Source organism: Pseudoduganella sp. HUAS MS19 (assembly GCF_053615455.1).
The window spans coordinates 5461912-5483706 of sequence record NZ_CM132133.1 but is presented as its reverse complement, the minus strand read 5'-3'; the positions used below and the strand labels follow the sequence as shown (position 1 = coordinate 5483706).

13 protein-coding genes are annotated in these 21795 nt (G+C 67.5%); all 13 read left to right on the top strand.

Translation table 11 applies throughout. The features are described 5' to 3' along the window. The first annotated feature begins 115 nt into the window (after window positions 1-115). A complete protein-coding gene (locus tag ACWBU6_RS25110) occupies window positions 116-2065 on the top strand; it encodes a TonB-dependent receptor domain-containing protein (protein WP_452646055.1) in 1950 nt (649 codons plus the stop codon). A 79-nt stretch (window positions 2066-2144) separates the two neighbouring features. Further along, window positions 2145-3257 (top strand): isochorismate synthase, encoded by a 1113-nt coding sequence (locus ACWBU6_RS25105; RefSeq protein WP_452646054.1) that lies wholly within the window; start codon window positions 2145-2147, stop codon window positions 3255-3257. After that, the gene (locus ACWBU6_RS25100) at window positions 3254-4828 is read left to right on the top strand and encodes a (2,3-dihydroxybenzoyl)adenylate synthase (RefSeq protein WP_452646053.1); all 1575 of its coding nucleotides are present in this window, start codon (window positions 3254-3256) and stop codon (window positions 4826-4828) included. Before ACWBU6_RS25105 ends, ACWBU6_RS25100 begins: the two co-directional genes overlap by 4 nt. Window positions 4829-4843: 15 nt before the next feature. Continuing rightward, the gene (locus tag ACWBU6_RS25095; protein ID WP_452646052.1) at window positions 4844-5704 is read left to right on the top strand and encodes an isochorismatase family protein; all 861 of its coding nucleotides are present in this window, start codon (window positions 4844-4846) and stop codon (window positions 5702-5704) included. A gap of 8 nt (window positions 5705-5712) precedes the next feature. After that, the gene (dhbA, locus tag ACWBU6_RS25090) at window positions 5713-6546 is read left to right on the top strand and encodes a 2,3-dihydro-2,3-dihydroxybenzoate dehydrogenase (RefSeq protein ID WP_452646051.1); all 834 of its coding nucleotides are present in this window, start codon (window positions 5713-5715) and stop codon (window positions 6544-6546) included. Window positions 6547-6562: 16 nt separating this feature from the next. After that, window positions 6563-7867 (top strand): efflux RND transporter periplasmic adaptor subunit, encoded by a 1305-nt coding sequence (locus ACWBU6_RS25085; protein WP_452646050.1) that lies wholly within the window; start codon window positions 6563-6565, stop codon window positions 7865-7867. A gap of 6 nt (window positions 7868-7873) precedes the next feature. Beyond that, entirely contained in the window at window positions 7874-10984 is a 3111-nt protein-coding gene (locus tag ACWBU6_RS25080) for a multidrug efflux RND transporter permease subunit (RefSeq protein ID WP_452646049.1), read from the top strand. Then, window positions 10962-11210, top strand: coding sequence for a hypothetical protein (locus ACWBU6_RS25075; RefSeq protein WP_452646048.1), 249 nt, complete (start codon window positions 10962-10964; stop codon window positions 11208-11210). Before ACWBU6_RS25080 ends, ACWBU6_RS25075 begins: the two co-directional genes overlap by 23 nt. Then, the gene (locus tag ACWBU6_RS25070; protein WP_452646047.1) at window positions 11207-11503 is read left to right on the top strand and encodes a hypothetical protein; all 297 of its coding nucleotides are present in this window, start codon (window positions 11207-11209) and stop codon (window positions 11501-11503) included. Before ACWBU6_RS25075 ends, ACWBU6_RS25070 begins: the two co-directional genes overlap by 4 nt. Before the next feature lie 3 nt (window positions 11504-11506). After that, window positions 11507-13153: a PepSY-associated TM helix domain-containing protein gene (locus ACWBU6_RS25065; RefSeq protein WP_452646046.1), complete on the top strand. Its 1647-nt coding sequence runs from the start codon at window positions 11507-11509 to the stop codon at window positions 13151-13153. After that, window positions 13150-14367 (top strand): enterochelin esterase, encoded by a 1218-nt coding sequence (fes, locus tag ACWBU6_RS25060; protein ID WP_452646045.1) that lies wholly within the window; start codon window positions 13150-13152, stop codon window positions 14365-14367. Before ACWBU6_RS25065 ends, fes begins: the two co-directional genes overlap by 4 nt. Then, window positions 14364-14576: an MbtH family protein gene (locus ACWBU6_RS25055; RefSeq protein WP_452646044.1), complete on the top strand. Its 213-nt coding sequence runs from the start codon at window positions 14364-14366 to the stop codon at window positions 14574-14576. The genes fes and ACWBU6_RS25055 overlap by 4 nt, the downstream gene beginning before the upstream one ends. 9 nt (window positions 14577-14585) lie before the next feature. Further along, the gene (locus tag ACWBU6_RS25050; RefSeq protein WP_452646043.1) at window positions 14586-21794 is read left to right on the top strand and encodes an amino acid adenylation domain-containing protein; all 7209 of its coding nucleotides are present in this window, start codon (window positions 14586-14588) and stop codon (window positions 21792-21794) included. The last annotated feature ends 1 nt before the right edge of the window (window position 21795 follow it).

The following is a 21795-nucleotide window of genomic DNA, read 5'->3' as shown; positions in this document are numbered from 1 at the left end:
AGCTGGACTAAAGCATTAAAACTTAAGCCATATTAACTTTTTTGCCTTATACTTCTTGCACATTTGAATGCGAATGATTATCATTTGCGTTCAATTTTCATTTCTGAACAAAGTCATGTCTTTCTCGAAAACCCTCATCGCGGCGAGCCTGGCCGCCATCGGCCTTCCTGTGCTTGCCGATGATGCAGGTGGCGTCGGCGACGGCAACGTCGTTGTCGTTACCGCTTCCATGCGTGCCCACACCGTGGCCGGCGCTCCCGCCTTCACCACCGTCCTTACGGCGGAAGATATCGCCAAATCGCCGGCCAACGGCCTGGCGGACCTGTTGCGCGACAGCGTCGGCGTGAACAACCGGACCGACGAAAACGGCCGCGACGAAATCCGCATCCGCGGCCTGGGCGGCAAGTACACGCTGATGCTGGTGAACGGCAAGCGCGTTTCGTCGGGCGGCGCCCTGTGGCGCGGCGGCGATTTCGATTTCAGCTCCATCCCGCTGTCCAGCATCAAGCGCGTCGAGATCGTGCGTGGTCCGATGGCGGCGCTGTACGGTTCCGATGCGATGGGTGGCGTGATCAACATCATCACCTGGCCGGCCACCAAGGAGTGGAAGGGCAGCGTCACTGGCGAGTACCGCACCGTCGATAGCGGTTACGACGGCGACCAGTATCGCCTGGGCGCCAACCTGTCCGGCGCGTTGAGCGATACCGTCAGCCTGTCCCTTGCCGGCGAACGCTATGACCGCGATGCATGGTGGGGTGCGCCTGCCGGCGACAATACGCGTACCCCGCGCCTGGAAGAGAAGAAAGCCAGCAACCTGACCGGTACGCTGACCTGGCAACTGGCGGAAAACCAGTCGCTGGACTTCGACCTGGGCTACAACAAGGACGAGCGTCCGCGCGTGATGTATTTCTACGCCTTCTACCCGGCTTGGAACTTCGAAACGAGGGATATCCGCGACCAGGAGATCGAGCGCAAGACCTATGGCATGACCCACCGCGCCAGCTGGGACTGGGGCAATACCACCGCATATATCACCCGCGAGAATGCGGAAATCCGGGACTTCAACACCCGCTATAACGCGCCGCAGCAGCGCACCTTGAAAGAAGACAACACCTACGCCAAGTTCTACGGCAACACCACCTTCGGCATCAACGCGCTGACCGCGGGTATCGACCTGCGCCGCCAGGTGATCCGCGATGCGGCAAGCTACCTGGACACCGGCAAGGTCAGCACCGACAGCAAGGCGGCCTTCGTCGAGGATGAACTGTCGCTGGCGAAGGACTGGCGCCTGACCCTGGCCGGCCGCCTGGACGATCACAGCGTGTTCGGCAGCCACTTCTCGCCAAAGAGCTACCTGGTCTGGCAGGGCAGCGATGTCCTGACCGTCAAGGGCGGCATCAGCAAGGCGTTCAAGGCGCCGGATTCCTACCAGTTGAGCAAGGAATACCGCATCGTCAGCTGCGGCGGCAGCTGCTTCCTGGCCGGTAACCCGGAACTGTCGCCGGAGACCAGCACCAACTATGAGCTGGGCTTCGAAGTCCACCAGAAGGGCTGGGACCTGACCGCAGTCGTATTCAAGAACGACGTGGACGACATGATCGTGGCAACCTACGATGCGGCGGCCAACGCGCGCCGCTGGGTCAACGTGGCGCAAGCCAAGACCAAAGGCCTGGAACTGGAAGCGAGCGTGCAGCTGCATCCTTCCCTGACCCTGTCCGGCAACTTCACCCATTTGAAGGCCGACTACGTCAACGAGAACGGCAAGACCACGGTCCTGGACAACCGCCCGGAAAACGTGGGCCGCGTCGGGCTGACATGGACCGCAGTGCCGGGCGTGCAGGCATCGCTGGCAGCGCACTATACGGGCAAGCAGTTCTACTCCGGCAAGGAGCTGCCCGGCTATACCCGCGTCGACCTCGGCATGTCCGCCAAGGCAGGCAAGCACTGGACCCTGCGCACCGGCGTCAAGAACCTGACCGACGTCGACCTGTCCAGAAAGAGCAAGGACTTCAGCTTCTTTGAGCTGGGCCGCAATTACTACGTCAGCGCCAGCTACGGCTTCTGACGCCCGCAGGGGCTGGATCCCCTGATTCCCCCAGCCAGCGTAAAGCCAGCGAACCATTCAACAGTTTGCGAGGTAGAACATGGCTACAAGCTTATTCCTGTCGCCGCACCGTTCGCTGCGTGGCAGCGGCGTTGCTGAACGCATCGATACGCCGGCACATCATACCGGCCGCCTGCAGGCCGATGTGGCGGCAGCCTTGCGCCGGGCGCGCATGCGCGGCAATCCCCATCCGGTGGCGCTGGGCGCCATTCCGTTCGATACACGACAGCCGTCCGCGCTTGTGGTGCCGCAGGTATCGGAATTTGTCGACCGCAAGGAAGTGCTGCAGGGCGGCGCGGTGGAACTGCCGCCCATCCTGCACGCCCAAAGCATTCCCGGCGAAGAGCGATTCAAGCAGGGCGTGCGCCAGGCAGTCGCCAACTTTGGCCTGAGCGAGATCCGCAAGGCGGTTCTGTCTCGTCTGCTGGATGTCGAACTGGCCGGCCTTGCCGATGCCGGCGACATCTTCCGGCGGCTGGTGGCGCGCAATCCTTCCGGATTCCAGTTCCGGCTTCCGCTGGCCGACGGCTCCGAACTGGTAGGCGTGAGTCCCGAACTGCTGGTACGCAAGGATGGGGCGCGCATGGAATCCAACCCGCTGGCAGGTTCCGCGCGGCGCGATGCCGATCCGGTGCGCGACCGCCAGGTCAGCGATGCGCTGCTGCGCTCGTCCAAGGACGCCTACGAACACCGGCTCGTCACGGATGAAATCCGGCGCGTGCTGGCTCCGGTTTGCCGGCAGCTGTCGATTCCTGAGCATCCATCACTGCTGTCCACGGCGGCGATGTGGCACCTGTCGACGCCGATACAGGGCGTGCTGCACGATCCTGCAATGGGCGCGCTGGAGCTGGCCTGCCGCCTGCATCCGACGCCGGCTGTCTGCGGTTTTCCAACGCGCCTGGCGCGCAAGCTGATCGACCTGGTGGAGCCGTTCGACCGGGGGCTGTTCGCCGGCATGGTGGGCTGGTGCGACGACGAGGGCAACGGCGAGTGGGCAGTCACCATCCGTTGCGGCCGCGTGGCCGGTAACCGGGTGCAGCTGTTCGCCGGCGCCGGCATCGTGGCCGATTCCTGCCCCGATGCCGAGTGGGCGGAAACCCAGGCCAAGCTGCAGACCATGCTTGGCGCTTTGACCGCAAGGGAGGCAGCATGATCGCCTTCACACCGTGGCCGCAGGACGCAGCGCAGCGCTACCGGGCGCAAGGCCTGTGGACCGGCATGCCGCTGAACGAAATCCTGGAACGCCAGGCGCGCGAGCATCCGCAAGGCATCGCCGTCATCTGCGGCGAACGCATGCTCAGCTACCGGGAACTTGACGAACAGGCGGAGCAGCTGGCGCAGGTGCTGGCGCGGCGCGGCCTGGGCGTGGGTGATACGGCCCTGGTGCAACTGCCCAATGTGGCCGAATTCTACGTCGCATTCTTTGGCCTGCTGAAGGCCGGAGTGGCGCCGGTCAATGCGCTGTTCAGCCACCAGCGGCTGGAACTGGCGGCGTATGCGCAGCAGCTGCAACCCCGGCTGCTGGTCGCCTCGGCCAGCCACCCATTGTTTGCAAACGAAGCGTTTGCCCGCGAATTGGCGGTGCCGCACACCATGGTGCTGGGAGAGGATGGATTCCGGGAGCAGGCGCAGGGTATCGGCCCGCGTCCGCAGCATTCGCCCGCGCACGAAGTGGCGTTTTTCCAGCTGTCCGGTGGCAGTACCGGAACGCCCAAACTGATTCCGCGTACCCATGACGATTACTATTACAGCGTGCGCCGCAGCGCGGAAATCTGCCGCCTGGAGCGCGGCACGCGCTTCCTGTGCGCGCTGCCGGCCGGGCACAACTTCCTGCTCAGTTCTCCCGGCGCGCTGGGCGTGTTCCACGCGGGCGGCACCGTAGTGCTGGCGCGCGCGCCGGAGCCGCTGGCCTGCTTCGGCCTGGTCGAGCGGCACCGCGTGAACATGGCGGCGCTGGTTCCCTCCGCCGTTACCTTGTGGCTGCAGGCTGCCCAGCAGGCGGAACGCCGCGCGCAACTGGCTTCGCTGCGCCTGCTGCAGGTGGGCGGCGCCAGTTTTGCCGAAGCGCTGGCGCGCCGCGTGCCGCAGGAGCTCGGTTGCGCGCTGCAGCAGGTGTTCGGCATGGCCGAAGGCCTGGTCAACTACACACGCCTGGACGACCCGGATGATGTGGTCTACACGACGCAGGGCCGCCCCATGAGCGATGCCGACGAAGTGCGTGTACTCGATGCCGGCGGCCAGCCAGTGGCCGACGGCGAGACGGGCATGCTGGCAACGCGCGGCCCGTATACCTTCCGCGGCTATTACCGCGCGCCGGAACACAATGCGCGCGTGTTCGATGCGGATGGCTTCTACCACACGGGCGACCTGGTACAGCGCGGCGCCGACGGCAATCTGCGCGTGGTCGGCCGGGTGAAGGACCAGATCAACCGCGGCGGCGAGAAGATCGCAGCGGAAGAAGTGGAGAACCTGCTGCTGCGCCATCCGGGCGTACTGCAGGCGGCCCTGATTTCGGTGCCGCATGCGTTGCTGGGCGAAATGAGCTGCGCCTGCATTGTGCCGAGAGCCGGGGGCCTGCGCCCGGTCGAACTGCGCAAGTACCTGCGCGGCCTGGGCGTGGCCGACTACAAGCTGCCCGACCGCTTCGAAATGCTGGACCGCCTGCCGCTGACGGCGGTCGGCAAGACCGACAAGCTGGCGCTGCGCGCCAGCATTCCCAATTGAGATGGAGCCAGGACCATGAGTATTCCCGTGATTTCTTCCTACCCGATGCCGATGCCGGATTGGCTGCCGGCCAACAAGGTGGCGTGGCAGCTGGAGGCCCGCCGCGCCGTGCTGCTGGTGCACGATATGCAGGATTACTTCCTGCGCTTCTACGGCGAGGACAGCGAGCTGCGCACCAAGCTGGTTGCCAATATCGCCGCCCTGTGCGCGTGGGCGCGGGCCTGCGGCGTGCCGCTGGTGTACACCGCGCAGCCGGTCAGGCAAAGCGCCGAAGAGCGCGCCTTGCTGAACGATATGTGGGGACCCGGCCTGACAAGCGCCGACCCGGCGCTGCAGCAGGTCACTGCTGCCGTGGCGCCGGCGCCGGGCGATACGGTCCTGGTCAAATGGCGCTACAGCGCCTTCCAGCGCTCCGAGCTGCAGCAGATGATGCGCGACTGGGGCCGCGACCAGCTGCTGATCGCCGGCGTCTACGCGCATATCGGCTGCATGACGACGGCGCTGGACGCTTTCATGCGCGACGTGCAGCCTTTCATGGTGGCCGATGCGCTGGCCGACTTCAGTGAAGAGGAACACCGCATGGCCCTGCGCTACGTGGCCGGCCGCTGCGGCAGCGTGACGCACACGGCGCAGGTGCTGGCGCAGCGTCCGCCGCTGTCGATCGAATGGCTGCGCGCCAGCCTGCTGCCGCGTCTGGAGGAGGATGGCTTCGGCCCGGACGACAACCTGGTCGACTACGGCCTCGATTCCATGGAAGTGATGGTGCTGGTGGCCGAATGGCAGAAGCTCGGCTTGCGCGTAAGCTTTGAGGAGCTGGCTGGCACGCCGACGCTCAACGCGTGGTGGGATGTCCTGCAGCGTAAGCTTGCGGCATGAGGTGAGCCATGTTCCTGGCTGACCAGAACAACCTGACTTCGGCTCGCCCGCAAGCGCCGCCGCGTCCTCCCGGCCTGTATTTCGAGGGGCGACAGGTGTGGGTGACCGGCGCCGGGCGCGGTATCGGCTACCAGGCGGCAATGGCGTTCCGCCAACTGGGCGCGCGGGTGATCGGCATCGACCGCCAGTTCGACACCGAACTGGGCACGCTGCACGGCAAGAAGTATCCCTTCAAGACGGTGCAGCTGGACATCACCGACCGTGCCGCGATTGCGAAAGCCTGCGACCAGCTGCTGCTGGAGACGCCGCGCGTGGACGTGCTGGTCAACGCGGCCGGCGTGCTGCGCCTGGGCCGGCTGGAAAACACTAGCGCCGAAGACTGGCAGGCTTGCTTCGACATCAATGTGAGCGGGGTGTTCCATATCCTCAGCCAATTGCTGCCGCAGTTCAAAGCGCAGCGCTCGGGCAGCATCGTCAATGTCGCCTCGAATGCGGCGCACGTGCCGCGCCTGAACATGGTGGCCTATTGCGCCTCCAAGTCGGCCCTGGTGAGTCTCAGCCACTGCGCCGGGCTGGAACTGGCACAGTACGGCGTGCGCTGCAACCTGGTGTCGCCCGGCTCCACCGATACGCCGATGCTGCGCTCCATGCTGCCCGACGAGGAAGGCATGCAGCGCACCATCGCGGGACTACCGGAACAGTTCAAGCTGGGCATCCCGCTGCGCAAGATAGCCTCGGCGCGCGAGATCGCCAACACCATTGTATTCCTGGCTTCCGACCTGGCCAGCCACATCACCATGCAGGACCTGGTCGTCGATGGCGGCGCCACACTGGCCGCATGAACAAACTGGAGCAACCATGCAATTTATGAAGTACCTGCCGGCCGTGCCGCTCCTGTTGGCCGCCTGCGGCGCGAAGCAGGAAGCACCGCCCACGCCACCGCTGCCGGAAGTGGCAGTTGCCACGCTGGCGCTGGAAAAGCTGCCGCTGCAAAGCGACCTGGCGGGCCGGGTGGCGGCCGTGCGCGTGTCCGAGGTGCGCCCGCAGGTCGACGGCGTGATCGTGCAGCGCTATTTCGAGGAAGGCGCGGATGTGCGCGCGGGGCAGCTGCTGTACCGCATCGACAGCGCAAGCTATGCGGCGCGGCAGGAGCAGGCCAGCGCCGAGCTGGCGCTGGAGAAGGCCAGCCTGGTCAACCTGCGCGTGATCGCGGAGCGCTATGCGCGCCTGCTCGACTCGCGTACGGTGACGCAGCAGGATCACGACCTGGCGCAGGCCAACTACCAGCAAGGGCTGGCGCGGGTACGCGCGCGCGCCGCATCCCTGCGCTCGGCAGAAATCGACTTGCAGCGCACCGAGGTGCGGGCCGCGATTGCCGGGCGCATCGGCCGCGCGGAAGCGACCGAAGGGGCGCTGGTGTCGCGCGCGCAGCAGGAACCACTGGCGCGCGTGCAGCAGCTCGACCCGGTCTATGTGGACGTGGTGCAGTCCAGCCAGCAGATGCTGGCCCTGCAGCGTGCACTGCGCAGCGGAAACATCAAGCCCGGCGCGCGTGCGGTGACGCTGGCGCTGGAGGATGGCAGCCAGTATGCCCATGCCGGCGAGCTGCAGTTCGCCGAAATGCAGGTGGACCAGCAGACCGGCATGGTGACATTGCGGGCACGTTTCCCTAATCCGGAGCGCCTGCTGGTGCCTGGAATGTATGTGCGGGCCCGCGTCGAACATGGGGTGCAGCCGGAAGCGGTGATGCTGCCGCAGCAGGCGGTGCGCCTGGGCGACGGCGAGCAGGCGTCCGCGTTGGTGGTCAATGCGAAGGGTGAGGTCGAGCCGCGCCAGCTGGTGCTCGCCGGCAGCCACCAGGGACGCTGGGCCGCGCTCTCCGGCGTGAGCGCGGGCGAACGCGTGATCGTTGAAGGCGGCATGAAGGCTGCGCCGGGCAGCCGGGTTCACGCCGTCGAGTGGCGCGACCCGGCACAGAAGGCCAATCATGCGCCTGCGGCGGCGTCGGCTGAACCGCCGGCGGCGTCCCGTCCTGCTGCCGCATCGGCAGGGCGTCCTGCGTCGGCGCCGGCCACAGCCGCGTCGTCCGCGCCGGCCGCCTCGGCTGCGGTCGCGGCGCTTGGTGCCGCGTCCTCAGCGGCGCTGCCCGGGCGCGAGGGCTGACCGGTGGTGGCGCGTTTCTTTATTGCCCGGCCGGTCCTGGCCTGGGTCCTGGCAACGGTTGTCATGCTGGGCGGCCTGCTGGCATTGGTCCTGCTGCCGGTGGCGCAGTACCCGAACATCGCTCCGCCGACAGTACGGGTGGCGGCCAGCTATCCGGGCGCTTCGGCCCAGGTGGTCGAGCACAGCGTGGTGCAGGTACTGGAGCAGGAACTCAAGAACCTGAAGCACCTGACCTATTTCGACGCCAGCAGCAGTTCCTCCGGCGAGGCGGAAATCATGCTCACCTTCGAGCAGGGTGCCGATCCCGCGCTGGCCCAGCTCGAGGTGCAGAACAAGGTCAACCAGCTGGCCTACCGCCTGCCGCGCGCCGTCCAGCAGAACGGCCTGAGTGTGACGGCGATGCAGAACAGCTTCCTGATGGTGGTGGTGTTCAGCGACCGTCGCGGCGCGCTGGGCGAGGCGGCCCTGTCGGACTGGATGAGCAGCCAGGTGATCGATGCCGTCAGCCGCGTGCCAGGTGTCGGCGAGGTGCGCAGCTTCGGTTCGCAGTACGCCATGCGCGTCTGGCTGCACCCGCACAGGCTGCACAGCTTCGGGCTGATGCCGGCCGACGTGATCCGCGCCATCGAAAGCCAGAATACCGAAGTGCCGGTCGGCGAGCTAGGCGCCCGTCCGGCGCCGGCGGGCCAGGCTCTGAACGTTTCCGTCACCGCGCTGTCGCGCCTGAAAACACCGCAGCAGTTCCGCGACCTGGTGCTGAAGACCCGGCAGGACGGTGCCGTGGTGAGGCTGTCCGACGTGGCGCGTGTGGAAATCGGCAGCGAAGCATACGGCGCAGCCTCGCGCCTGGATGGCCAGCCGGCTTCCGGCTTTGCCGTCATGCTTGCACCCGGTGCCAACGGACTGGCCACGGCCGCCGGCGTGCGTGCACGGATCGCTGCGCTCCAGCCTTCGTTCCGCACCGGCGTTGAAGTGGCCTACCCGGAGGACGCCACCCGCTTCGTCAAGCTGTCGATCCGCCAGGTGGCCGTGACGCTGGCCGAGGCGGTATTGCTGGTGGTGCTGGTGATGTTCGTCTTCCTGCAGGGGTGGCGCGCCACGCTGGTGCCTGTGATTACCGTGCCGGTGGTCCTGCTGGGAACCTGCGGCGTACTGGCCCTGGCCGGTTTCTCGATCAACACACTGACCCTGTTTGCCATGGTGCTGGCGATCGGCCTGCTGGTAGACGATTCCATCGTCGTGGTGGAGAACGTCGAGCGCATCATGGCGGAGCAGCGCATCGGCGCGCGCGAGGCCACGCTGCAATCGATGCGCGGCATCACCGGTGCCCTGGCAGGCATCGCCATCGTCCTGGGCGCCGTATTCCTGCCGATGGCTTTCTTCCCCGGTTCGGTAGGGGTGATCTACCGCCAGTTTTCGATCACGCTGGTGACGGCCATGGCGCTGTCAGTGCTGGTGGCGATCAGCCTGACGCCGGTGCTGTGCGCGGCCTTGCTGCTTCCCGCCCCGGCGCACGCTGTTGACGGCCGGTTCGCACGCGCCATGGCTGCGCTGCAGCGGTGCTACGACTGGCTGTTGCAAGGGCTGCCGGGCCGGCCATGGCGCCTGGCGCTGGTGTATGCGGTCCTGCTGGGCGCTACCGCCTGGGGCTACCAGCGCCTGCCGGCTTCGTTCATACCGGTGGACGACCAGGGCACGGTGATGGTGCGCTTTGCGCTGCCTGCCGGCGCCACCTATCCTCGCACCGCCGAGCTGGCGCGCGAAGTGGAGCGCCATTTCCGGGAGAATGAGAAAGCCAACGTTACCATGGTGTACACCATCGCCGGCATGGGCATGGGCGGTGCGGGCCAGAACGCCGGCATGGCCTTCGTCAACCTGAAGGACTGGTCGCAGCGCAAGGGCGCCGGGAATTCGGCGCAAGCCATCGCCGCCCGCGCCACCGCAGCGTTGGGCAAGCTGCGCGACGCGCGCGTATTCGCCATGGTGCCGCCACCGATCGACGGCCTGGGCGAGGCCAGCGGCTTCGAATTCTGGCTGCAGGACACTTCCGGCGCGACTGCTGAGGAACTGGCCGGGCGTGCCGCAGCCCTGGCTGCCAGCGCAGGCAAGCTGCCGGGGATAATGTATGCGGAGGCCGACGGCAGTGAAAGCAAGGCCCAGCTGCGTATCGATATCGACCAGGCCAAGGCCCTCACGCTGGGCCTGGACCTGGATGACGTCAACAGCACGCTCAGTTCCGCCTGGGGCGGCGTCTACGTCAACGACTACCTGCATGAGGGCCGCGTGCGCAAGGTACTGGTGCAGGCCGACGCACAATGGCGGGCCGCCCCGGACGACCTGCAGCACTGGTCGGTGCGCGGCGACGGCAATGCCATGACCCCTTTGTCCGCCTTCGCCTCCACGCGCTGGGACAGCGGCCCGACGCAGCTGCGCCGTTTCAACGGGCTGCCTGCCGTGCATATCAGCGGCGCCGGCACGCCCGGCGCGAGCTCGGGGGAACTGATGGCGCGCCTGGAGGCATTGGTGGCCGCGCAGCCTTCCAGCCGCCTGGCCTGGAGCGGCCTGTCCTACCAGGACCAGCTCTCGCGCGGCCAGGCGCCGCTGCTGTATGCGGTGTCGGTGCTGTTCGTCTTCCTGTGCCTGGCCGGCCTGTACGGCAGCTGGTCGATCCCCTTCTGCGTGCTGCTGGCGGTTCCGCCCGGCGTACTGGGTGCCGTGGCAGGCGCCGGCCTGCTTGGCCTGGAACGCGATATCTTCTTCCAGGTGGGCGTACTGGCCACGGTCGGCCTGTCGGCCAAGAACGCGATCCTGATCGTGGAATTCGCCGAGGCTGCGGTGCGTGCGGGGCAGGCGCCCTGGAGCGCCGTCACGGCAGCCGCCAGCCAGCGCCTGCGGCCCATCCTGATGACTTCCCTGGCATTCGGCGCTGGCATCGTGCCGCTGGTGCTGGCCTCCGGTCCGGGCGCAGCCGCGCAGCAGGCCATCGGCGCCAGCGTGCTGGGCGGCGTCCTCCTCTCGACCGCGCTGGGAGTATTCCTGGTGCCCCTGTTCTATCTCTCCATCCTGAAACTCGGCCAACGCCGGGCATTAGCAAATGATCCTGTTCCTACTGCTTGATATCGCGGGCTGCTGCCTGCTGTACCTGAGCCACCGCCACCAGGGCTGGCTGGCGCAACCCATTGGCCCGCTTGGCGCTGCCGCCGGCGTGCTGGCATTGCTGCTGGCACTGGCCAGCGCCTGCATTGCGCTGACGCCGCTGGCAGCGGCGTTCGCGTGGACCGTCACCAGCATGCTGGTTTTCAGCCTGCTGCCATTTGCCTCCCTGTTGAAAGGAAAACCATGAACGCCAAAGCGGACGCGATCCGCCCCGACTGGTGGAGCAAGACCTTTGCCGGCGCCGTACTGGGCGGCGCCCTGGCACTGGCCCTGGCCGGCCTCTTCGCCTGGGCCGGTCCCGGCGGCATCGGCGCACGCGAGAAAGCACAGGTCGTCATGTGGAGCATGGCGCCGCTGTGGATGATCGTGTTCGCTTCCGTCTATCTGTTCCGCACTGGCCTGCGCGCCGTGCTGTGGCTCGGCGGCGCCAATGTGTTGGCGTACAGCCTGTTGTTCCATGTCCGTACCAGCCTGGGGTAAGCCATGAAAGTTCGCAGCGATATCCTTCGCATCTACCAATCCCTGCACACCTGGACCGGCATCTGCGCCGGTATCCTGCTGTTCATCGGCTTCTTCGGCGGTGCGCTGACCATGTTCAAGCATCCGCTGGAGCGCTGGGTCAGCGCGCCGTCCGCACCCGTCTCGGCGTTGGCGCCGCAGCAGGTCGATACCGTCGTGCGCGAGGTGCTGGCGGCCCACCCCGCCGCCCGCGAGGAGTTCACCCTGCACCTGGTGCAGCATGAAAACAACCCGGCGCCGGTGACCTGGAGCGCGGCTCATGCGGCACGCGACATCGACCTGGATGCCACACGCTGGCAGGCAACGCTGGATGGGCAAGGCAAACTGGCCGCGCAGGAAGTGCGGCCATCCCTGTTTGGCGAGCTGGTCGACATGCTGCACCGCACCGGCGGTATTCCCGGCACGCTGGGTGACGAGTACCTGGGCGTCTACCTGATGGGCGTGGCGGGCGTGCTGTACTTCCTGGCGCTGGTCTCCGGCGTGGTGCTGCTGTTACCGACGCTGGTGAAGGACTTCTTCGCGCTGCGCAAGGGCAGGAACCGCAAGCGCTTCTGGCTCGACGCACACAATGTGGTCGGCATTGCCAGCCTGCCGTTCCACCTCGTGATCAGCCTGACAGTGATTGTCTTCGCCTTCCACGACCAGTTCTACGATGGACTGCAGGAAGTGGTGTACGGCGAGAAGAAGATGTGGTCGCGCCCGGCCGGGACGCCGGGGCCGGGGGACGTGTCGAAGCTGGCGCCGGCCAGCGAGCTGGTACGCCGCGCGCAGCAGGAAGCGCCGGGCTTCGCGGTGACGGAAATGCTGTTCATGGATCTGGAGAGCCCGCGCCCGCTGGTGCGTGTCGGCGTGGCCAACGAGGACTATGTGGTACGCGGCGCCGTGTCGGGCTTCCTGCTGATGGATCCGTACAGCGCACAAGTGCTGAACACGAGCATGCTGCCGACCAGGAGCGATACCTGGAGCAGTATCGCGGCCTCGTTCTTTGCGCTGCACTTCGGCAGCTACGGCGGGAACTGGATGCGCTGGGTGTACTTTGTATTCGGGCTGTCGGGCGCATTCCTGTTTTATTCCGGCAACCTGCTGTGGGTCGAAAAGCGCCGCAAGAACCAGCTGCGCGACCAGGCGCCGCCGGTGCAGCCCCGCCGCACCGCCCTGCTGGCGGCGGCGACGGTCGGCATGTGCCTGGGCAGCGTGGCCGGCGTGGCCGGGGCGCTGCTGGCAGCCAAATGGCTGCACGCGTCGGCGGACAACCTGAATGCGGTGCTGCTGATGTCCTACTATGCGCTATTCCTGTCCTGCGTGGCCTGGGCTTTCTGGCGCGGCGCGGCGCGCGCGGCACCGGAGCTGCTGGCGCTGTGCGCGGCAGCCGGTTTCGCCATTCCCCTCACTTCGCTGCTGGCACGCCTCCTTCCTTCGCTTGGCATGTGGGCGCACGGCAGCCTGGGCGCGGTGGCGGTGGACCTGACCGCCTTCGTACTGGCCCTGCTGCTGGCATGGGCGGCCCGCCTGGCCGCACGCCGCGCCCGCGGCGGCCCGGTGGACAGCGTATGGGCGGCGCCAGCCGCCGAGGCGCCGGCGCTGGCTGTGGCGCAGGAGCGCCAGGCATGATGCATCGCGCCGACCTTGGCAGCGCCGCATGGTGGAGCGAAGCCGCGGCACGCGGCACGCCGCTGCTGAGCGCTGCAGGCGATACGGCAGGTGCACACGACGTCACCTTCCTGTGGCGCGCGCCCGCCGGGGGGCAAGTCCATGCCGTCTATATCGATGTGTACTCGCATACGCCGCACCCCAGCACCGGGCCGGCAGCCTTGCGCCACCATGCCGGTACCGACGTCTGGAGCTGGAGCACGCGGCTGTCTTCCGACTGGCGCGGCAGCTACTTCCTGATGCCGGTGGGTGCGGACCGGCCGGCGCCTGAAAAGGGCGGCGCCCCCGAGCTGCGGCGCTGGTGGACCGGCCTTCTCGAAACGAACGCCCAGGCAGACCCGTTGAACCGGCGACCACGGCATGGCGGCGGCTGGGGCCAGCCGCTGTCCGCACTGCTGCTGCCGGACGCTGCCGCACATCCGGCATGGGCGGACGCCGGATTGCCGCAAGGCCGGCTGCAGCGCTTGCGCTGGCAAAGCGCGGCCCTTGGCAACGCCCGCGATACCTGGATCTATCGCACGGCGCCAGAAGCGCAAGCAAACGATTCGCCGCTGGCGGTGCTGCTCGATGGCCACTATTGGGCACGCCAGGTAAACCTGTTCGGGGCACTCGATACCTTGACCACACAGGGCAAGCTGCCGCCGGCAGTCTACCTGCTGCTTGACGCCGTATCGCCGGAAAAGCGCGCGCAGGAGCTGCCTTGCAATGCGCCGTTCTGGATCGCCCTGCAGCAGGACCTGCTGCCGCCGGTGCATGCGCTCGAGCCGTTCACTGCGCAGCCTGAACGCACCGTCATTGCCGGCCAGAGCTTCGGCGGCCTGGGCGCGGCCTATGCGGCGCTGCATTGGCCCGAGCGCTTTGGCAATGTGCTGAGCCAATCAGGCTCGTTCTGGTGGCCCGACCCAAGCGATACGGCCAGCGGCGGCTGGCTGGCGGGCGAAGTGGAACGCGGCTTGGCGGCAGGCATGCCGCTGCGCTTCCTGCTGGAGATCGGCTGTTACGAGGACAGCATGCTTGGCCCTAACCGTTCCTTCCACCGGGCGCTTTGCGCCGCGGGCCACCGTGCCGAACTGCGCGAGGTGCGCGGCGGCCATGACTGGCTGTGCTGGCGCGATGGCCTGCTGGAGGGTCTGTGTGAATTGATGAATGACTTTGACTGGAACCGACGACCATGAGCAACGAAGACAACACCAATCCTTTTGATGATGAAAGCTACCAGTTCACAGTGCTGCGCAATGGCTCGGGCCAGTACAGCCTGTGGCCGGAATTCGCGCCCCAGCCGGCAGGCTGGCATGCGCAGCATGGCCCTGCGCCGCGCAGCGAGTGCATCGACTACATCGAGCGCCACTGGCATGCCATCAACCCGTTTGCGGCTCGCGCCTGAGGAATCGCCATGCAAGCACAATACCTGCCTTTGAACGGCAGCCAGCTCGGTATCTGGCTGGCCGACCAGGTGGCCGAGAACAAGCAAGGCTACGTCATCGCCCATTGCATCGAAGTGCGTGGCGCCTTGCAACCGGAACTGCTATCGAGCGCTATCCGGCGCGGACTGGCCGAGGCGGACACCGTGACGGCGCGCTATGTCCAGGCCGATGCAGGAGCGCGGCAGGAGCTGCAGGCCGCCGGCGCCATGGACGCCATCGCCCCGCCGCTGGAATTCGATATGCGCCGCCACCCGGACGCCAGGATGCAGGCCGACGCCTGGATGCGCGCGGACATGGCCGAGCCCTTCGACCTGTCCAGCGGCCAGTGTTGCTACCGCCAGGCGCTGTTCCATATTGGCGCCGACCACTGGCTCTGGTACCAGCGCTTTCACCACATCATGCTGGACGGCTTCAGCTTCCTGGCTTTGACGCGGCGCATTGCGGCCCATTACACGGCGCTGGCGACCGGTGCCGAAGCCGGGCCGTCGCCCTTTGCGCCGGTATCGGTCGCAGTCGAGGAGTATGAGGCATACCAGCACAGCGACGCGCGGGAGCGTGACCGCGCTTTCTGGGCGGGCTTTTGCGAAACGCTGCCGCCGGCGGCCAGCCTTTCCCTGCGCAATGCAGCGCCGTCGGGCCATGTGCGCAGCCTGGGGTGGGAACTGCCTGACGACGCTGCGATGGCGCTGCAGCGCCATGCGCTGGACGCCGCCCTGGCGGTCCCGGACCTGCTGCATGGCTTGCTGGCGGCTTACCTGTACCGGATGACGGGCCAGAAGCGCCAGGCTATCGGCATGCCCTTCATGCGCCGCATGGGATCGCGCGCCATCAACGCGCTGGCGCCGATGGTCAATGTGCTTCCGCTGGCAGTCGAGATGGAAGGCGCTATGGACTGGTTCGCGGTAGCACGCGCCTTCCGTACCGCGGCACAGGCGGTGCGCCCGCACCAGCGTTATGAAGCGGAGCAGATCCAGCGCGACGCGGGCCTGGTTGGCAGCGGACGCAAGCTGTATGGCGCGCTGGTCAACTTCAAGATGTTCGATTACCGGCTGGACCTGGGCGGCCTGCAGGGCATTACGCATCACCTGGCGACGGGGCCGGTGGACGACCTTGAGTTCAACCTTCAGGTAGGCGAACGCATCTCGATCGAGCTGCGCGCCGATGCCGCGCGTTATGAGGCCGCGGAGCTGAAACAGCATGTGTCGCGCCTCGATGCCATGCTGCAGCAATGGCTGGCGGCGCCGCATGGTGAACTGCAGGCGCTGCTGCCGGCAACGCCCGATGAGCGGAACAATATCGCGCAATGGTCGCAAGGACCGGCTGTCGGCGTGGCCGGGATGGACCGTCTGTCAGCCATGCTGGCGCGCCAGGCTGCGGCAACGCCAGAGGCCGTCGCGCTGGTATGCGGCGGCGCGACCTTGCGTTTCTCCGCACTGGCAGGACGGGTGGCGCAGTTGGCGCGCCTGCTGCGCATGCAGGGCGCCGGTCCCGGCCGCGTGGTGGCGGTCGCCATTCCGCGTTCCGTGGAATCCGTGGTGGCAATGCTGGCGGTGATGGAGTGCGGCGCCGTATTCCTTCCGCTGGACCTGGACTACCCGGCGGACCGCGTGGCCATGATGTGCGAAGATGCTGCGCCCGTGCTGCTCCTGTCCAGCCGTGCGGCAGCGATCATTCCGCCGGCCGGTATTCCGCGCCTAGACCTGGACGGCGAACCCGCCCGCACGGCCCTGGCGCAGTTGCCGGCAACGCCGCTGGAGGACGAGGAGCGCGGCGGCGCGCTGCCTGCCGATGCGGTGGCCTATATTATCTTCACATCGGGCAGCACCGGCCGGCCAAAAGGCGTGATGAATACCCACAGCGCGCTGCTCAACCTGTTCCAGGCGCATGCGGGAACGGTCTACGGCCCGGCGCTGGCCGAAGTGGGGGCGCGCCATCCCGGCCGCACGCTGCGCGCCGCCCATACCCATTCCTTCTCGTTTGATTCCTCCTGGCTGCAACTGTTCTGGCTGCTGCGCGGCCAGGAACTGTATGTGTTCGACGAAGAGATGCGGCGCGATGCATACGCCCTGGTGCAGGAAGTTGAGCGTATCGGCATCGATGCGATGGACTTGCCGCCTTCCTTCCTGGCACAGATGCTGGGCAATGGGTTGCTGGCGCCAGGCCGCCACCAGCCGGCGCTGATCCTGATCGGCGGCGAAGCGGCGCCGGCGGCGCTATGGCAGCAGTTGCGCTCCTTTCCCGGGCTGCAGGCGCACAACCTGTACGGGCCCACCGAATACACGGTCGATACGCTGCGTGCAGCGCTGGCCGACAGCGCCCATCCGGTGCTCGGCCGGCCGATCGGCAATACGATGGCCCATGTGCTCGATGCCCGGCTGCAGCCGGTGCCGGTTGGCGTGGCGGGAGAGTTGTATGTCAGCGGCGCCGGGCTGGCGCAAGGCTACCTGGCGCGGGGGGGCTTGAGCGCAGCGCGCTTCGTTGCCTGCCCATTCGGTCCGCCAGGCGGCCGGATGTACCGCACCGGCGACCTGGTACGCTGGAATACTGCAGGGCAGCTGGAATTCCTTGGCCGCGGCGACGACCAGGTCAAGGTGCGCGGCTACCGCGTCGAACTGGGCGAGGTGGAAAACGCGCTGTCACTCCTGCCGGGTGTGGAAAGCGTCGTAGTGCTGGCGCAGGCAGTCAACAATACGCAGCGCCTGGTCGGCTACTGCGTGGTGCCCGGACTGGACGAGGCCCGGCGTGCGGCGAAGAGCGCGGAATTGCTGGCGGCGTTGCGCCAGGTGCTGCCGGACTATATGGTGCCGGCTGCGCTGGTGGTGATGGAACGTTTCCCGCGCAATGTCAGCGGCAAGGTTGACCGCAAGCAGTTGCCTGTCCCGCATGCCGGTCCTGGCACCGCACCGGCAGCCGGGAACGCGCAGACCGGCAGCGACGGCGACGCCGGACCCTTGCCCTTGCTGGTGGCACGTGCGATGGCCGATGTGCTGCGGCTTGCCTCGGCTTCGGTGGACGACGATTTCTTTGCCTTGGGCGGCGACAGCATTTCCGCCATCATGCTGTGCACGTCCATGCGCCATACCGGCTACATGCTGCGGCCCGCCGCGGTTTTCGCAGAACGCACCCCGCGCGCCATGGCGGCCCGGCTGGCGCCGTTCGCCGCGCAGGAGGCTGGCCCGGCCGGTGCAGTACAGGCACCGCTTGTGCCGACGGCGCAACAGCGCGAACTGCTGCAGCGCCGTCACGGCGCATACGGCGACATCCTCCCGGTCCTGCCGTTGCAGCAGGGCATGCTGTTCCATGCACAGACGGCGCAGGGGCAGGGCAGCTATAACGCCTTCACCCTGCTGCACCTTGACGGCGAGGTCGACCCGGACCGCGTGCAGGGCGCCCTAGGGGCGGTAATGCGCCGCTATCCGCAACTTGGTGGCATGTTCGACCTCGATGCGGCGGAGCAGCCGCTATTCCTGATGCCCGCCCCGGACGCCATCCCTTCCTGGCCCTGGCAGCAGCATGACTTCAGCCACCTGCCGCAAGCGGAGGCGGAAGCGCGGCTGGCGGCGCTGCAGGCGGCGCTGCTGGCGCATGACGGTTCCACGGCGCGCTTCGGCGGCATGCTGCAGGCGGCCCTGGTGAAGCTGGCGGAGCGCCGCCATGCGTTGTTGCTGGTGGTGCACCACCTGGTGATCGACGGCTGGTCGACACCGCTGCTGCTGCGCGCACTGCTGTCGGCCTACAGTGAACCCGACGCTGCAGCCGTCCCGTTGCGGGCCAGCTATGGCCAGCTGGTACAACGGCTGGCGCAGCGCGACCCGGCTCCGGCGCAAGCGGCCTGGCGGGACGATCTGGCAGGCGCGGAACCGCTGCTGCTGTTCGACGCCGCGGCGGCCGGCGCGCCGGTGCAGGAGTACACCCTGCAATTGCCTGCGTCGCTGACTGCGCGCTTGCAGGAAACCTTGCGCGCGCGCGGCATCACGCTGAATGTGCTGATGCAAGCCGTCTGGGGCCAGGTGCTGGGCGTAATGTCGGGTCGCGGCGATGTGCTGTTCGGCTGCCCGGTGTCGGGCCGCCACAGCGAAATAGATGGTATCGAAGAGCAGGTCGGCCTGTTCCTGAACACGATCCCGGTGCGAACCCGCCTCGATGCAGCGCAAGGGCTGTGGGAGCAGTTGCCCGCCCTGCAGCAGCGCCACATCGCGCTGATGGAGCATGACGGGCTTGGCCTGGCTGCCATCCAGCGCGAAGCTGGCACGGCTGCGCTCTTTGACACGCTGCTGGTGGTGGAAAACTACCCCGACAATGCCTACCTGGCGCAGAACCTTCCCGGCCGGGACGGCCGTCCGCTGCGCATCGGGGAAGTGGTGAACCGCGGTTACAGCCACTATCCGCTGGCCCTGCTGGTGCTGCCGGGCGAGCGCCTGACGCTGCTGGTGGAAAATCGCGGCGCGGTGGCCGATGCGGCAGCGCTGGCCCAGCGGGTGGCGATGGTGCTGCGCACGGCGCTGGACCAGCCGCAATTGCCCCTGGCGCGCTACCCCGTGCTGACGCCGGGCGAGGCGCAGTCGCTGGCAGCAGCCAACGATACCGTCGTGGCGTTGTCGGCGCAGACCCTGCGCGGAGCGCTGGCCGCCCAGGCGCGGCGCACGCCATACCGCCCCGCGCTGGTGGATGCGCAGGTTCAGCTGGATTACGCGGAAACGCGGCGACAGGTATGTGTGCTGGCGGGGCGCCTGGTTGAGCAGGGCGTGCAGCCCGGCGACATCGTCGCAGTCGCGTTGCCCCGTTCGGCACGCCTGAGCATTGCCATCATGGCCGTGATCGAGGCCGGCGCCGCCTACCTGCCGCTGGAGCTGGGCTATCCGGCCGAGCGCCTGGCGTATATGCTGGCCGATGCCGCGCCGCGCCTGCTGCTGAGCGACAGCGCCCATCAGGCGCGCTTCGACGCTGCCGGCACGCCGCAGTTGTGCTTCGACGAACTGGCGGGCCCGGGGATGTTCGCGCCGCAGCTCGACCTGGACTGCAGCCCCGCACACCCGGCCTACGTCATCTACACATCGGGCACCACCGGCCGCCCCAAGGGCGCCATGGTGCCGCACCAGGCCATCTACAACCGCATCGCCTGGATGCAGTACCAGTACCAGTTGCGCGAGGACGATGTGGTGCTGCAGAAGACCCCCTGCGGATTCGACGTCTCGGTATGGGAATTCTTCTGGCCCCTGATGCAGGGCGCCTGCCTGGCGATGGCGGAACCGGATGCCCACCGCGATCCGGCTGCACTGCTGCAGGCCATCGAGCAGCATGGCGTGACCTGCCTGCATTTCGTGCCTTCGATGCTGTCGGTGTTTTCCGGCCATCTGGCAGGGCAGGGCGAGCTGCGTTGCGCCAGCCTGCGGCTGGTGTTCTGCAGCGGGGAAGCGCTGAGCAAGTCGCTGGCGCGCGAGTTTGCGCAATTGAGCTCCGCGGCCCTGCACAACCTGTACGGGCCGACCGAAGCGGCAGTCGACGTCAGCTACATGCCGGCCTTTGGCGCCATGGGGCCGGGCGGCGCCGGAGTGCCGATCGGCCGTCCGGTCTGGAATACCCAGTTGCGCGTGCTCGACCGCTGGCTGCGGCAGGTGCCGCCGGGGGCGGTCGGCGAGTTGTACCTGGGCGGCATCCAGCTGGCGGACGGCTATGTCGGCAAGCCGGGCCTGACCGCTGCGCGCTTCGTGGCCGACCCGTTCATGCCAGGCGCGCGCCTGTACCGCACCGGCGACATCGTGCGTTGGCTGGAAGGCGGCATCGTGGAATACCTGGGGCGTGCCGACGACCAGGTCAAGATACGCGGCCAGCGTATCGAACTGGGCGAGATCGAGGCGGTCTTGCGCGAGCAGGCGGGCATAGCAGAGGCGGCCGTGCATGCAGCGGTGCTGGGCGGCGATAGCAGCAGCGGGGCGGATGCGCGCCAGTTGCTGGCCTATGTGGTTGCCGCACCTGATGCGCAGCCGGATGGCGAGCAGTTGCGCAGCGCGCTGGCGGCGCGCCTGCCGGGCCACATGGTGCCGGTGGCTGTCATGCAGCTGGAGCGGCTCCCGCTCAGCGCGAACGGCAAGCTTGACCGCAAGGCGCTGCCGCTGCCGGCCCGCAGCGGCAAGGCGGCCGGCCGGGCGCCTGCGCGCGGCCTGGAACAGCGCCTGGCCGACGTATTCGGGCGCGTGCTGGGGCTGCAGGCGGTGGGCGCCGACGACGATTTCTTCGCGCTCGGCGGGCATTCGCTGCTGGCGATGAAGCTGGCGGCCGAAGTGCGGCGCAGTCTGCAGCGGCGTATCACGGTCGGCCAGGTGATGACGGCGCCGACGGTAGCGCGGCTGGCCGCCTTGCTGAACAGCCAGGGCATGGTCAACGATTTCGGCAGCGACGGTTTCGACGAAGTGATCCAGCTGCGCCAGGGCGAAGGCCCGCCGCTGATCTGCTTCTATCCCGGTTCCGGTTTCGCCTGGCAGTACAGCGTGCTGTCGCGCTACCTTGGCGGCGGCCGCGCCATTGTCGGACTGCAGTCGCCGCGCCCGCACGGCCTGGTGGCATCCAGCGCCGATATGGATGCGCTGCTGGAGCGCCAGGTGGAGATCGTGCGCGGGGTGCAGGCGCAGGGGCCGTACTACCTGCTGGGCTACTCGCTGGGCGGCACGGTCGCCTACGGCGTGGCCGAGCGTTTGCGCGCGCAAGGTGAGGAGGTCAGCTTCCTCGGCCTGCTGGACACCTATCCGGCCGAAGTGCACGACTGGACCGACCCGCAGGGCGCGGAAGCGGCGCTGGGTGCGGAACGCGAGCAGGAACGCCTGCTGGGCGATGCCTACGAAGGCGAGACCGATGAAGTGCTGCGCCGGGAGAAGGAAGCGATGCTGGAACAGGTCTTCGCCAACTACCGCGATGCAGTGCGCCTGCTGGCGCGCACCCGCACGCCGGATTACGACGGGCCGGTCACGCTGTTCATCGCCGGCCAGTCGCTGCCCGTGTACATCCGGCCGGTCGAAGCGTGGCGCAAGCACGTGGCGGATCTCGAAGTGCACCATCTGGCGCACTGCTCGCATGAAACCATCCTGTCGCCGCAGTCGCTGGAAGTGCTTGGTCCCCTGCTGGACCGCGCGATCGCAAGCGCCGAACAGCGCTCGCAACTGCGCCAGCGCCGCAGCGCATAAA

What these genes read in the sequence shown, in the direction of transcription:
- ACWBU6_RS25110 (WP_452646055.1), top strand. Translation starts at nt 116, where the DNA reads ATGTCTTTCTCGAAAACCCTCATCGCGGCGAGCCTGGCCGCCATCGGC.
- ACWBU6_RS25105 (WP_452646054.1), top strand. Translation starts at nt 2,145, where the DNA reads ATGGCTACAAGCTTATTCCTGTCGCCGCACCGTTCGCTGCGTGGCAGC.
- ACWBU6_RS25100 (WP_452646053.1), top strand. Translation starts at nt 3,254, where the DNA reads ATGATCGCCTTCACACCGTGGCCGCAGGACGCAGCGCAGCGCTACCGG.
- ACWBU6_RS25095 (WP_452646052.1), top strand. Translation starts at nt 4,844, where the DNA reads ATGAGTATTCCCGTGATTTCTTCCTACCCGATGCCGATGCCGGATTGG.
- dhbA (WP_452646051.1), top strand. Translation starts at nt 5,713, where the DNA reads ATGTTCCTGGCTGACCAGAACAACCTGACTTCGGCTCGCCCGCAAGCG.
- ACWBU6_RS25085 (WP_452646050.1), top strand. Translation starts at nt 6,563, where the DNA reads ATGCAATTTATGAAGTACCTGCCGGCCGTGCCGCTCCTGTTGGCCGCC.
- ACWBU6_RS25075 (WP_452646048.1), top strand. Translation starts at nt 10,962, where the DNA reads ATGATCCTGTTCCTACTGCTTGATATCGCGGGCTGCTGCCTGCTGTAC.
- ACWBU6_RS25070 (WP_452646047.1), top strand. Translation starts at nt 11,207, where the DNA reads ATGAACGCCAAAGCGGACGCGATCCGCCCCGACTGGTGGAGCAAGACC.
- ACWBU6_RS25065 (WP_452646046.1), top strand. Translation starts at nt 11,507, where the DNA reads ATGAAAGTTCGCAGCGATATCCTTCGCATCTACCAATCCCTGCACACC.
- fes (WP_452646045.1), top strand. Translation starts at nt 13,150, where the DNA reads ATGATGCATCGCGCCGACCTTGGCAGCGCCGCATGGTGGAGCGAAGCC.
- ACWBU6_RS25055 (WP_452646044.1), top strand. Translation starts at nt 14,364, where the DNA reads ATGAGCAACGAAGACAACACCAATCCTTTTGATGATGAAAGCTACCAG.
- ACWBU6_RS25050 (WP_452646043.1), top strand. Translation starts at nt 14,586, where the DNA reads ATGCAAGCACAATACCTGCCTTTGAACGGCAGCCAGCTCGGTATCTGG.